At 46.7% G+C, this 14,493-nt stretch carries 10 protein-coding genes; 9 read left to right on the top strand and 1 reads right to left on the bottom strand.

Translation table 11 applies throughout. The annotated features are described in order from the left end of the window. Positions 1-13: 13 nt before the first annotated feature. From OXH39_15420 to OXH39_15380, 9 genes are all read left to right on the top strand, one after another. Positions 14-2,323 carry a tetratricopeptide repeat protein gene (locus OXH39_15420; protein ID MCY3551850.1) on the top strand — a complete coding sequence of 770 codons (2,310 nt, stop codon included), beginning with the start codon at positions 14-16 and terminating at the stop codon, positions 2,321-2,323. 178 nt (positions 2,324-2,501) lie between these two features. Then, a complete protein-coding gene (acnA, locus tag OXH39_15415) occupies positions 2,502-5,174 on the top strand; it encodes an aconitate hydratase AcnA (protein ID MCY3551849.1) in 2,673 nt (890 codons plus the stop codon). Between the two features lie 28 nt (positions 5,175-5,202). Next, positions 5,203-5,475 carry a hypothetical protein gene (locus OXH39_15410; GenBank protein MCY3551848.1) on the top strand — a complete coding sequence of 91 codons (273 nt, stop codon included), beginning with the start codon at positions 5,203-5,205 and terminating at the stop codon, positions 5,473-5,475. Then, on the top strand, positions 5,468-5,839 hold the full coding sequence (locus OXH39_15405; protein MCY3551847.1) for a clan AA aspartic protease: 372 nt from the start codon (positions 5,468-5,470) through the stop codon (positions 5,837-5,839). Before OXH39_15410 ends, OXH39_15405 begins: the two co-directional genes overlap by 8 nt. A gap of 86 nt (positions 5,840-5,925) precedes the next feature. Next, on the top strand, positions 5,926-6,213 hold the full coding sequence (locus OXH39_15400) for a hypothetical protein (protein MCY3551846.1): 288 nt from the start codon (positions 5,926-5,928) through the stop codon (positions 6,211-6,213). 42 nt (positions 6,214-6,255) lie between these two features. Then, the gene (locus OXH39_15395) at positions 6,256-6,402 is read left to right on the top strand and encodes a hypothetical protein (protein MCY3551845.1); all 147 of its coding nucleotides are present in this window, start codon (positions 6,256-6,258) and stop codon (positions 6,400-6,402) included. 473 nt (positions 6,403-6,875) lie between these two features. Beyond that, positions 6,876-9,056 (top strand): sigma-70 family RNA polymerase sigma factor, encoded by a 2,181-nt coding sequence (locus OXH39_15390; GenBank protein ID MCY3551844.1) that lies wholly within the window; start codon positions 6,876-6,878, stop codon positions 9,054-9,056. 166 nt (positions 9,057-9,222) lie between these two features. After that, entirely contained in the window at positions 9,223-11,115 is a 1,893-nt protein-coding gene (locus OXH39_15385; protein ID MCY3551843.1) for a leucine-rich repeat domain-containing protein, read from the top strand. 49 nt (positions 11,116-11,164) lie between these two features. Further along, positions 11,165-13,420 (top strand): leucine-rich repeat domain-containing protein, encoded by a 2,256-nt coding sequence (locus OXH39_15380; GenBank protein MCY3551842.1) that lies wholly within the window; start codon positions 11,165-11,167, stop codon positions 13,418-13,420. Between the two features lie 123 nt (positions 13,421-13,543). Here the strand turns inward: OXH39_15380 and OXH39_15375 are convergent, their stop codons facing one another. Further along, positions 13,544-14,464 (bottom strand): DMT family transporter, encoded by a 921-nt coding sequence (locus tag OXH39_15375; GenBank protein ID MCY3551841.1) that lies wholly within the window; start codon positions 14,462-14,464, stop codon positions 13,544-13,546. Positions 14,465-14,493: the final 29 nt, after the last annotated feature.

The following is a 14,493-nucleotide window of genomic DNA, read 5'->3' as shown; positions in this document are numbered from 1 at the left end:
AATGGATACCACAATGCAACAACGAATCATCTACTTGTTTATTTTAGTACTACTGTTTCTTATTACAATTGGGGATAGTTCGGACGCTTTCGCCCAAGTTCGGGATGTTCCACGCACACCAACAGTACCTCTCATATCAGACCCGATTGAAGCTGCGCATGACCATTACCATGAACGCCGGTATCCTGAAGCGATTAAGATGTATGAGGAATTGCTTGAGAAAGGTATCCCAAAAAATGCTGATACCTATATGCCTCTTCGGCAGAGCCAAAAGGACTCGATCCGATTGATGCTCGGACAGAGTTACTCCAAAATCGGTGAGGATCCTGCAGCACAACGCGTCTTTAGAGAAATTATCGATGAAAATCCGAACGGTTCCTATGCTACACAGGCAGTACATCGGTTGGGAAGCCTTCACTGGCAACGCTATCAGTTCAGAGAAGCAATTATACAGTGCAAGCAGATTCTCAACAAACATCCAGGCACGACTGCCGCCGCTACGGCTGCCTATCTCGTTGGACAATACCAACAGACAGATGGACAATCCGAGGAAGCAATAGAGAGTTATAAATACTTTCTCAGTAACTTCCCAAATTCACCCTATCGTACAAGCGCGGTTACTCGGCTTATCCAACTTTATATAACGAGCCAACGCTACGCAGACGCTGAAAAACTGATTCAAGAACGGTTGAAACAGTATCCAGACGATACGACTTTATTGGAGCAATTGGCGGAACTTTACCAACAGCAAAATGCCTATCCAAAGGCACTTGAACTTTATCGGAAGGCGATTGAGCGGAATCCTACCAATGCAACCCTCCGCAGAAAATTAGGGGCACTCTATGCGGAAACTGGTAGAACTGACCAAGCGGTAACCGAATGGAAAAGACTTGTTGCTGATGAGACAAATCAAGAAGAACAGCATCAACAACTTGGAGCTATCTACCTCTCCCATAAAATGTATCCAGAGGCAATCGCAGCGTATCGAAAAGCCATCCGATTGAATCCACGAAACGCCTATCTCTATACGCAGTTAGGGGCAGCGTATAACATCCAAGGGAAAATTGAACAAGCCGCTTCGGTTTATATTGACGCGTTGCAACAGGTTGGACTTGCTGAAAATCAGCGCGAATCAATCTGGGGTGTTATGCTCGAAATTTATGAAGGTGTCCGGCACAAATCCCTACAAGAGAAACTTATTGCGCAACTTCAAAAGCAAAGATCCCGCGCTCCGCGCAATCCGAACATTGTTATGACGTTAGGGGAACTCCTTTTCTATGCTGGGAAAGTCCCGCAAGCACTTGAAACGTTTAGGCAGCTCCATAGAAGTCATCCGACTTACGTCGATACGGCACTCAAGAAGTATGCGCGGGTACTCGAACGAAACGAAAGTCCGAGAGCCGTTGACTTCCATAAAGCACTGATAACGGGATCCACAGATAAGAAACGCATCAGAGATGCACGTTCCGACCTCGCGGTGCTTTATCAGAAAATGGAGCGGTGGGACGATGCGGTCGCACTTTTAGAAAAACTGGTTGAGAACCGGGAGGCTACCGTCAAAAACAGGTTATTGCTTGGAGAGTTACAATTGCACGGCATGCGTACCCCGAAGGTCGCACAAAAGACATTCCAAGCCTTACTCACACAACGCTTGCTTACAACTCAGTTAGTGGAAGCACAACTGGGGTTGGCAGAATGTCATATTCTACTGAAACGCTATACGCTTGCGAGAGAAGTGCTTGAACCGACTGCCAACCGAACCAATCGCTTCCAAGCGACTGCCCGTAAACTGATTGGCGATTCCTATTTCTTCTCTGCAGACTTTGACCAAGCCATCAAGGAGTACAACGAGGTCATCCGAATTGCAAAATCCGATCAACTCACAAACGACGCGCTTGAACGGATTGTTCTGATTCAGAATCATTCGGACTACCTTAAAATCCCACTCACAGATTACGCGATGGCAGTGCAACTCTATTTAAGCGGGCAGACAGAAGATGCCCTACAACAGTGCGAGCGGACACTTGAAGTCTATCCACAAGCCACAATTGTAGACGACGTATGGTTTCTCATCGGTAATATCTACCGCGAAGAATCTAAAGACCCCGAAGCAGTCAACGCCTACCAACAAGTCGTTGCACAGGAGAGTCTTATCGCCGCGAAGGCATTGGTAAACATCGCTGAGATTTATCGACAAAAAGCCGACCTCGACAACGCTGCTGAGACATACACCACGCTTATCACGAACTATCCTGAGAATGTTATTGTCGTCTATGCCCGCCAACAACTCAATGAAATTATGAAACTCCAGCAAAAAGAATAGCAAAGCATAACATCTGTGGGAGGGGTTTCTAACCCGATTCTTTTGCTCTTTGCTGACCCTTGACTCCTGATTGCTGGAAACTGAATACTTCTATATTCATCTCCAAAACAATTGAAATCTGATGCTAACTTGTGGTAAAATAATCTAAGAATTATTTTTAATATAAAGGAGTCAGCAGATGCCCCACCCTGTCCATAATCTCTTTAATACACACCAATCCCTTGAAAGCGAAGGGGTTGCGTGCAACTATTATTCGCTTCCTGCCTTAACAGAAGCCGGTATCGGATCAATATCTACCTTGCCCGTCAGCCTCCGCATTTTACTTGAATCTTTATTGCGAAATTACGACGGACACCAAATCACAGAAGACGATGTTGTGAATTTGGCAAATTGGAACGCGCGTTCCCCAAAAGCCGCGGAGATTCCCTTCAAACCGGCGCGCGTCGTCGCACAAGATTTCACAGGTGTCCCGCTCGTTGTCGATATTGCCGCGATGCGCTCCGCTGTCGCAGAACTCGGTGGCGACGCTGGTATGATAGAACCGCTTGTTCCTGTCGATTTAGTCATTGACCACTCTATACAGGTCGATGCGTATGGCTCGGAAAATGCATTCCAGTACAACACGCAACGGGAATTTGAACGCAACAAGGAGCGTTACGAGTTCCTCAAATGGGGACAGCAGGCGTTTGAAAAATTCAATATCATCCCACCCTCTATCGGCATTGTGCATCAGGTGAATCTGGAATACCTCGCGAAAGTTGTTATGACAGAGGACTCACTCGCCTATCCAGATACTGTTGTCGGCACCGACTCACATACCACAATGATTAACGGTTTAGGTATCGTCGGGTGGGGTGTCGGTGGTATTGAAGCGGAAGCCGCGATGTTAGGGCAACCGGTTTACATTCTGACCCCTGAAGTCCTCGGCGTTCATCTGAAAGGCGAACTCCGAGAAGGCGTGACCGCAACAGATTTAGTCCTGACTGTGACGCAACGCCTCAGAGCCGCCGCAGTCGTCGACAAGTTTGTTGAATTTTTTGGTGTGGGCGTAGAGGCTCTCTCCCTACCTGACAGAGCAACGCTCTCCAATATGTGCCCCGAATACGGCGCGACCATCGGATTCTTCCCTCCCGATGCAGAGACAATGCGATACCTTCGTCTTACCGGACGCGATGAGGCACATGTGGACATGGTAGAGGCTTATCTCAAAGCGCAAGGTATCTTCGGTATTCCACGCCTTGGAGAGGTTGCGTACTCCGATGTTATCGAAATCGATCTCGCTGATATTGAACCCAGTATTGCTGGACCGAAACGACCACAAGATAGAATCGCCTTGTCGGATGTCAAAGAGACTTTCACTGGACTCCTCTCACGTCCTGTCGCGGAAGATGGATTTGGTGTCACAGCAAGCGATAGCGATGACAACAGTATAACGCACGGATCGGTTGTCATTTCCGCAATTACCAGTTGCACGAACACAAGTAATCCCTCTGTGATGATTGGTGCCGGACTGCTCGCTAAGAAAGCCGTCGAAAAAGGGCTGCGTGTCCCAGATTACGTCAAGACGAGTTTAGCACCTGGTTCGCGCGTTGTAACGGAATATCTACAAAACACAGGTTTGTTGCCTTATTTAGAAGAACTTGGCTACAATGTCGTAGGCTACGGCTGCACAACTTGTATCGGTAACAGCGGACCGCTCAACGACATCGTCCAAGAGGCAATTGATGAAGGAAATCTGGTCACTGCGAGTGTGTTGAGTGGCAACCGGAATTTTGAGGCACGTGTGCATCCGGAGATAAAAGCCAACTTCCTCATGTCGCCGCCGCTCGTCGTTGCTTACGGAATCGCAGGACGCATTGATATAGACTTTACCACAGAACCGCTGAGCCATAACGACGCTGGTGAAGCCGTTTTCCTAAAGGACATCTGGCCCACCCGCCAAGAGATTGCCGGGATGATTGGTGCAGCCGTTGACCGGCGTACGTTCCGAGAGATGTATGAGTCAATCGGTAACCAAGCACCGGAATGGGAAGACCTCGCTGGTGCAACTGGCGTTCTCTATCCGTGGAACGAAAGAAGCACCTATGTCCAGCATCCGCCATTCTTTGAAGGGTTTTCACGTGAACCTGCTCCTATTTCGGATGTTGTGAATGCGCGTGTCCTTGGTATTTTCGGGGATTCTGTCACCACTGACCATATCTCCCCAGCAGGCGCAATTGCCGCAGCCAGTCCAGCAGGACACTACCTCCAAGAGCGCGGTGTGGAGACACAAGATTTCAATACCTACGGTTCCCGACGCGGAAACGACCGTGTGATGAGTCGTGGCACCTTCGCCAATCGGCGTGTCCGCAACCTAATGACACCCGATGTGGAAGGTGGGTTTACTGTTCAATATCCAGAAGAGACGCAGACGACCATCTATGAAGCAGCACTCCACTACAGTGCGAACAACATCCCAACCGTCATCTTCGCTGGGCAGGACTACGGTATGGGTAGTTCCCGTGATTGGGCAGCGAAGGGACCCAAACTTTTGGGAGTCAAGGCTGTCGTCGTAGAAAGTTTTGAACGTATCCACCGCAGTAACCTCATCGGTATGGGTATCCTGCCGTTGCAGTTCAAAGACGGCGAGAACGTCCAGACGCTCAACCTTGATGGCAGCGAGATTGTTAGCATCACTGGATTTGCCAATGATCTACAGCCGGGACAAATGGCGACAATGAGCATCGTCCGGTCAAACGGCGAGACGCAAACGACCGAATTGTTAATCAGAATTGACTCGCCCGTGGAAGTAGAATACTACAAACACGGCGGGATTCTGGATTACGTCATTCGGAATTTCCTGTCTGCCTAACCAACTTCACCAACTAAGGAGGATCACAATGCCATATTCCGATTATCCCCACGGGACTATCGCCGCCCGCGGCGAAGAGATCTATCATCATCAGCTCCGTAAAAAAGTTGAATCAAAGCACAATGGCGAATTTCTGACTATCGACATTGAAACAGGAGACTATGAGATTGATGCTGACGAGGTCGTATCCTCAACGCGCCTCCTTGAAAAGCACCCCGAGGCTGTCATCTATTGTTTGCGAATTGGGTTTCCAGCTGCCCATCGCATCGGTTTTAAAATTTCGGACCGATACAATGATTAAAGGGAAAATTACAGCATACCAAGAAGCTGTTATTGAATTGGAAGTTATCGGATTAAATCAACCGACGAGAATTGAGGCTGTTATTGACACAGGATTCACAGGCTATCTAACACTACCGAGTACGCTAATTAACCACCTCAAACTCCAACAAGCTGGAGAGCAGATCACAATACTCGGGGACGAAAATAGAGTCGTTTTAAAGAGACATATTGCGAAAGTGTTATGGCATGGTGCCGAACGCAACGTGTACGTCTTACAAGCAGAAGGTGGCCCATTGATTGGAATGTCTTTGCTTTATGGAAGTCGCCTGATGTTGGAGGTCGTAACGGATGGCGATGTGACGGTTGACGCTTTACCTAACTAACACCAATGAAATTCGGTTGGCACACCTCCACCAGAAAGGTTCAGATTGCTATCTAAATCTGATGATAATGAACGGAGATTTTGACCATGACAGAAACAGTTGAAACCTTAGCAAAACGATTGGATCGATTGGAAAAGGTATTAGAAAAGGTGACGCTGCAACTTTCTTGCCTTGTTGATGAATTGGTGCCGAACGCCCCAGAACATTGCCAAGGCGAGACGGCAATAGATACATCTACTACGATGTCAGATAAGGAAGAAGGCGCGAGAATTATGAATGAACTCCTTGAAAGGATGGGAATTGCCGATGTGGAACCGATTCCTGTTGAGGAAGCTCCGCAAAAGTATGGCAACTCGTATTCGCGCGGAGGATAACGAGTTTAGTCGTGCAATTATCGAAGAACGTGAGAAGTAACTGTGTGTTATTTCTACTTTGACGCTACGTTAGTTTTCGTCGCATCCGATCAACGCTTGTTGAGAGCCGCAAGTAATGAAGGGCTGTTAATCTTCAATCCAGAAATAGACCCAGAACAAACATTGGAAACGTGGTTTGATACATCATAAATAAGAAGGAGGACCTTCGGTGAAACATCAGCGTAAATCACTGTGTCATCAACTTCTGGTAACGCTTACTGGGTTATTTCATATCATATAACTCATCAATTCACCGTAGGGAACCATATCTATCTTGCCAGCGGAGTGCCTAAGCGCATCCACGTCGCATATTCACAAGATAAATCCCACCTGACACGAGAACAGCATCCCCAATAGACTGAGCGTTAGACGGAAGAAAATTATTTGCTTGGATAAATTAAATGCTGCCGCAATCGGTCATTTAGTTTTCGCTATTTCCTTGTCTGATAAAATTTATTTTTTTTCACAAGATGTAACGTTTCGCGTAAAAATTGTGTCTTTAATATTGTCATAATATAATTGTGTGGACTGTGTTGCATTGCACACAGTCCGGGACTCAGCCCTGAATTGGATGTTTCAGTGGATGTCAACATAGCCGAATCTGTTTATAAGGAGGGAACCCGGTGGAAAGGGAAGACGATGTTCAGTTGATTCACGCTGTTTTATCGGGCGACGACGCGGCATTTGACACGTTAGTTGAAAAATACCAAAAAAGCGTTCACGCTCTTGCGTGGCGGAAAATCGGTGATTTCCATTATGCAGAAGAAATTACACAAGATACCTTCCTCCGCGCATATCAAAACCTTTCAACGCTAAGAAATCCAAACCAGTTTCTTGGGTGGCTGTATGTCATCGCGAATCGGCTTTGTCTGAATTGGCTACGCAAACATAAGTCCGAGAATCAATTGCAATCGTTGGAGGACACACCTATGGAAGAAGTCGCGAAATCTGCTTATGCGCATTACGTATTGGAACAGCGCGAGATAGAAGCAACTGAACATCGTTTTGAAATCGTCAAGAAACTTTTGGAAAAATTGCCGGAGAGCGAACGTACGGTAATGACGCTCTATTACCTCGGCGAAATGACCACGAAGGAAATTGGCAAATTCTTGGGAGTGTCGGTGGAGACAATAAGGACTCGGATGCATCGTGCCCGAAAACGGTTACAAAAAGAAGAGCAACTCTTGATCCAAGAAGTTCTCGGTGGCGTGCAGATACCAGCAAGTATAAGGCAGAACATTATGCGGGAAGTTATTGACATGAAACCAACACCCTCTCCAAAAATGGAACCGTTCTTGCCGTGGGTGGCTTTTGGGACAGCTGTGGTGGTAGCAACTTTATTGATGCTTAGTGCCAGCAACCAGTATCTCACCCGTTTTCAGAGACCCTATAGTTTTGAGGCTGAATCCGAACCGACTGTTGAAATTATTGATGCCCCGATTGTGCTTGATATTGTATCAAAGCCTGCCGTGCGAAATCGGATAGGACGGGCTGTGGCTCCTGATGAAAACAGGAGGGACAGTAGTAGCAAACCACAAGAAATTCAGCTGCCGCAGAAAACCTCGGATATCGTCAGTGATGTAACAGATAATCCGTTAGTCGTCTCACGCATGGAAAACAGAAGTTTCCCTTCGGTATTTCAGGCATGGGACGATCTTATCGGATCTATAGGAGATAAACAGACATCGGGAAATATGGAAGAGTCTTGGGATACTGAGACACTTTACACAAAACGTCTTACAAAGCACGATCTTCATTGGAGCCCATTCTTTGGACTGTGGTGGGATACTTCCGTGGTGGAACCTACTTACGGGCTGTCAACTCAGTTAGGTGGTGAATTGGAAGCGGCAAAAACTATACGTCAACAAAGACTCTCGCGAAATCCAAATATGTTGTTTTTCGTTGAAGTTCGCATTCATAACCATGTGCAATCCTCTGCGTTTCCGCCAGATTCTGATTTCTGGCTCAGAGATAGTAACAACAGGATTATCCAAAATAGGAGTGACGAGTACGTGATGGATTTCTTGAATCCAGATTTGCAGGATTTGCTTATTCAACGGATTGTTGCAATTGATAAATGCGGGATTTTCGATGGGGTCATGATTGCTGGATTTCATTCAAATGCCACCGTTTTTATTGATCGTCATTTTCACGACGCGACAGATGAAGAGATCATTACAGCAACAACCCGAATTTTACGAGAAGCTCGCACACGCGTGCGAGACGATTTTTTGATACTCGTCAACACTAATCCAACGAAACCGATAGCCTACGCCGAATATGTCAACGGCACTTTCATGGTGGTCCGACGCGATTCCAAGGGCAATTATACTCGCGAAAGACTACAAAAAGTTGAGGAAACGCTGCTATGGGCGGAAACGCAGCTCCGAGCCCCGCAGATTAACTGTTTGGAGGGTTGGGGTATTGGAACATCTTCGCCAGATAGCCCGGAGAATATGCGTTGGGTACGAGTGTTCACAACACTCAGCCTCACACACTCTGATGGTTATGTGCTGTACACTGATGGCAGACACGTTGTCGATTCCGATGCCTTACACCATTCTCATTATTGGTACCCGTTCTGGGATGCAGATCTCGGTCAACCTGTCGATGAAAAGGCACAACTGTATGAAAATCAAGAGGGTCTTTTCATCCGCGAGTTCACCAACGGTTGGGCAGCCTACAATCGTAGTGGAAAGCCACAAAACATACAACTACCTATGCAAGTTACCGCTGTCACAAACGGTAGCATCGGCGTTAATCACACCATCCCTGATTTAGATGGCGAGATTTATCTGAAATAGGAATTGGGGTTAGAACCCCTTCCAAGAGGATGTAAATGGTAGATGCTGCCATTAAGTTGTGTTGTGCTTTGATGACTCTTGAAATCTCTCACCGCTATCAGTAAACTGCTTTATTTCTGTTTACATAAACACTCTCAAGAATACAAATAGATGAAGGATTTTTTATATGAAACGGTTTACGCTTGTAATTGTAATATTTTTCTGGTGTGTTCTTAACATCTCGGCAGAAAACATAGACTGGATGCCTGATTCGGCGTTGCGTGAAGCAGTTCGGGAAACACTTGAGCTGCCAGCTGGAGTACCTTTGACGAAAGACCACATGCAAGATTTGGATATATTCATAGCAGAAGGCAGAGGGATTTCTGACCTCACGGGGTTGGAATTTGCCATAAATCTTAGAGAATTAAACCTCGGTGATAATTCAATAACAGACGTGCGTCCGCTGGCGAATCTCATCCATTTAGAGGATCTCAATCTGCCTGAGAATAGGATTTCGGATATAAGCCCGCTGGCAGGATTGCCGAATCTTGGACATTTACGTATTTCACACAACCCTCTTTCAGACCTCAGCCCGCTGGCAGGATTGCCGAAATTTAGGGAGTTGCATGCTCGGAGGATTTGGACAACAGATTTTAGTTCGCTGGAGGGATTAGGTCTTGAGATACATCGCGATGAAATCTGTGAAATTGCACCCTTTCCGCCACCTGTTAGGGAACGGATTCAGAACAGAACCTTCCCGTCACTAACATTTGACTTTCACAGTCTTATCTACAATACAGAGCCTGTAAGATGGCTGAATGAGTGGGACGATCCCGATAATTATCATGATGTCGCCACCCAACACGATATGCACTATTACACGCACCGTTTCGGTTTGGTTTGGGCTTTGACACCCACAGCACCTACTCAAGGTTTATCAACACAGCTTGCTGGAAATATCGAAGAGGTCTTGGAAAGATATAAAAAATACGATAAGAATCCGAATATGCTATTCATCCCTGCGATTGTGGTTCACGGTTATAGCCTTGATGATGATGATATACTTTCAGATTCTGACCTTTGGTTGAGAGATGCCGATGGACAACTCATCAAAAGAGAGGGTTTACCAGCAGATTACAAGCCAGAAGGGGTGCTTGCCATCCTAAACCCAAAAGTTCAACAACTCGTCATAGATCGTGCTGTGGCTGTTGCGGACTGTGGATTCTTTGATGGTGTTCTGTTCGATTCATGGGACGGTTACCATCAGTACTACTACGGTAAGTATTTTAACATTGACGGTGAAGTTGTTATACAAGCGTACATAAACATCCTAAAAGGCATAAGGGAACGAGTTCGAGATGACTTTCTTATACTCGTCAATAGGAACTTTGGAAAATCGCCACGGTATGCGGAATGGATCAACGGTAGTTTTATGGAAACACACCGAGATCGTCAAGATGGCTACTCTTATGAGAAACTCAGGGGGATCGAAGAGGCTCTCTCCTGGAATGAGGAATATCTCCGTGAACCGAGAATCAATGTATTACTCGGACAGGGTGTAGATCAACCTATTGATAGTCCTGATAACCTCCGCTGGATGCGGGTCATTACAACGTTGTCCCTCACACACTCCGATGGTTATAGCGTGTTTGTAACACCCGACCCGGGTGGAATCATGTGGTACGATTTCTATGATGCCGATCTCGGTCGACCCGTTGGAGAGAAAGCGCAGACCTACGACAACCGCTACGGCATCTTCATCCGAGAGTTTGACAACGGTTGGGCGGTCTACAACCGGAGTGGTAGAGAACAGATTATTGCCCTGCCCCGATCGGAAGGTGTTGCAAACGGTGTCGTCGGTACGGAGCATGTGCTTGCAGATTTAGACGGCGAGATTTATCTGAAATCGGAAGCGGAGGTAGAAACCCCTCCTACAGTGGATGTGAATGGTGATGGTATTGTCAATATCTTAGATTTGGTTGTCGTCGCAAACGCGTTTGGCAAAAATGCCCCTGATCTCAACGGAGATGGCACCGTCAATATCTTAGATTTGGTTGTCGTCGCAAATGCTTTTGAGTAGGAAACGCTAAAATAAATTCAACTTAGAACCTTTCATAAGGAGTTAACTGGTGAAAAAACAATGTCTTCATAAAATCTTCTCCCTCTGTTTAGTGTTGGTATGCATTGCGAGTTTCGCAGAAGAGGCACCCGAAACATGGATAACGGAGCAAACGGATCCTGCCGCAGCATGGATGCCGGACCCGGCACTGCGTGTTGCTGTTCGCGGTGATCTTGGACTTCTACCGGGTGTTCCGTTGACAAAAGACAATATTAAACAAATAACTCGATTGCATGCCATAGAAAAAGGCATTGCAAATATCCAAGGCTTAGAATTTGCGGTAAACCTAATGGAGCTTGATTTAACTGGTAATCCCATAAAGGACATAAATCCACTTCGGGGTCTAATACAGTTGACGCACCTGGGTATAGGTGCTACCAACATATCAGATTCAGACTTATCGCCATTAGCTTCTCTGACAGCCCTTGTAAATCTGGATTTAGGGGGCAACACAATCTCAGATTTATCGCCACTCTCCGCGCTGACAACTCTCACAAAGTTGGATTTACCGGAAAACGATATCTCAGATTTATCACCCCTTTCTGCACTGACAGCCCTGAGAGATATAAACTTGAGAAATAATCCGCTCAGTGATTTACGACCACTTTCAAATCTCACGAATTTAGAAGCATTGGAGATTGCTCGATGTAAAATTTATGATGTGTCTCCGCTTGCGGAACTGAAGAAACTTCGTATCTTGGTACTCTCGAATAATCAGATTTCGGACTTCAGCCCACTGGCAGGACTGACGGCATTGCGGACGTTACGGATTCATAGGAATTGGGCATCGGATATAAGCATGCTCACAAATCTGAATTTGACGACCTTTGTGTATGATGAGTTCTGTAGAGTCAATACGATTTTACCTGATGTGACAGATCGCATTCAGGGCAGAGACTATCCCTCTATTTTCGATCCATTTGCTGTGAATCTTTTTGAATCCGTTGAAGAATACAAAAAATTTGGATGGGACGTTTTATGGAACACTCCTGGGCTTTATGAGGAGCGTCTGACGAAACACGATCTTGTATGGAAGGGTAGTTACCGCCATCTGCACTGGCACTTATCAAAATCAGAACCGACGGGCGGATTGTCAACCCGTTTGGTAGGCGACTTGGAAGCTGCCATAGCGATGCATGAAGACCGCCTTGAACAGAATCCAAACCTGATTTCGCTGATGGGGCTGAATTTCAAGTGGTGGGCACCTGATTCGTTTCCAATAGATTCGGATTTTTGGCTCCGTGATCCTGACGGTAATCTTATGGTTCATCCATATCACGGGGGAGAATGGGTAGGGAATTTCTTGAACCTTGAATTTCAGGACCTGTGTATAGAGAAGGTTGTAAGCATTGCCGCCTGTGGATTGTACGATGGTCTTTTTGTAGATGGTGTGGGGGACGGCACTGGATTTCACGGTCGTGGTTTTTACCCTGAGATCACCGATCAACAGGTTATTGATGCCTATATCCGTATTTTCCGGAGTATTCGTGAGCGTGTGCGAGACGATTTTCTGATTATAGTGAATGTGAATCGGGCGAAACCCATACCTTTTGTCGAGTATCTTAACGGTATCTTCATGGAAACCGGACATGACCCGAACGGCAGTTATACCCGCGAAGGCCTCATTGAGATTGAGGACACACTTCTATGGGCGGGGAAACAGCTCCAAGCCCCACAGCTTACCTGTTTAGAGGGTGAAGGCATCGGAACAGAACCGCCAAACGGACCCAACAATAAACCTTTGATGCGTGTGTTTACGACGATGAGTCTGACACTCTCTGATGGCTATGTCCTGTATACCGATGGCACGCGGTCTGTTGATCCAAAAGCACTCCATCATGGACATATCTGGTATGATTTTTGGGATGCCGACCTTGGAAGACCCATCGGCGAGAAAGCGGCATTGTATAAAACACCACAAGGTGTCTCTATTGAAGGCTTATTCATCCGTGAGTTCACCAACGGCTGGGCAGTCTACAACCGATCTGGTAAAGAACAGATGATACAACTCCCAGAAAAAGTCAGTGGTGTAGCAAGCAGTGTGGAGGATAAACGCTGGCACACCATTCCCGATCTTGATGGTGAGATTTATCTCAAAGTCGCCGAGATTCGTAACCCGACAGATGTCAACGGCGATGGCACAGTGAACATCCTTGATCTCGTCGCCGTTGCAAACGCATTTGGCAAAACCGATCCAGATATCAATGGCGATGGCATAGTAAACATTCTTGACTTAGTCGCGGTCGCAAATGCTTTTAATAACTAATAGGACCTACGCATTTCCTCTTAAAGTCCCCCTGATAAGGGGGATTTAGGGGGTTAAAAATAGAAAATTCTCAATCCATCGTGAGGAACCATATCTATCTTGCCAAAAGAGATTTTAATCGCATCAACGCCGCATATTTACAAGATAGATCCCAGCTGCCACGAGAACAGCACCCGCCAATAGACTGAGCGTCAGTTCGTCTCCCAAGACCAGGTAGCTAAACACGACACCCGACAGTGGCGTTGCGAAAAAAAGCACAACCAATTTGCTTGCACTGTATCTCTCAAGTATTGAAGTCCACGCCAAGAAACAGTAGCCAGCGATAACACCGCCTTGATAAAGGAGTGCAGCAGCACTTGAAAGCGTTAGCTGCATCGGGTCGCCGCGTTCCAGTAGCAAACTCATTGCGGCGTAACAGGGGAGACTCAAACTTAAATACCAGACGAGAAGTCGGTACGGGTGTATTGCTTGGACGAGTAGTTTTGTCACGACGACGCGCAGCCCCAAGAAACCACCACTGATGAGGACGAGAAGGTCGCCGAGAACATCCGTTTCACCTTCACCGAGGTGCGGGGCAACTGTTATGAAAACGCCACTAAAAGCGACAATAATCCCTAATGTCTTTGTAATAGAGAGGCGTTCACCAGGAATCCAAAGATGCGCAAAGAGTGCCGTGAAAAACGGATAGACGTTGATAAAAATAGTGGAGCGGGAAGCAGTCGTGAGTAAGGTTCCGGTGTTCAAGCAGATAATTTGGAGTATGAAAATTGTTGTGAGCAGAACCAATCGAGCGAGTTCACCCTTGCGCAAGGAGAGCGAGACCCCGCGATAGAGCGACCAGCCTCCGATCACAATAAGCCCAATCACAAAACGGAGAAACGCCAACGCCATCGGTGGAAAATCTTGCAAGCCGATTTTTATGGAAGGTGAGTTCCCACCCCAAAGAAACGCGAGGAGCAAACTCAGGGCGATAATTTTCCCGTGCGGCTCCTCGCTGATGACGTTTGGTCGTGGCAATGTCCCGATGGTCTCTTTTCTGTTCAAAGGAGGCTGTTATCCTCAATGGAGGTCAT

It is taken from the genome of Candidatus Poribacteria bacterium (genome assembly GCA_026702755.1).
Lineage (GTDB): Bacteria > Poribacteria > WGA-4E > WGA-4E > WGA-3G > WGA-3G.
Note: the sequence above shows the minus strand (reverse complement) of the source record. Positions and strands in the feature narration are given on the sequence as shown.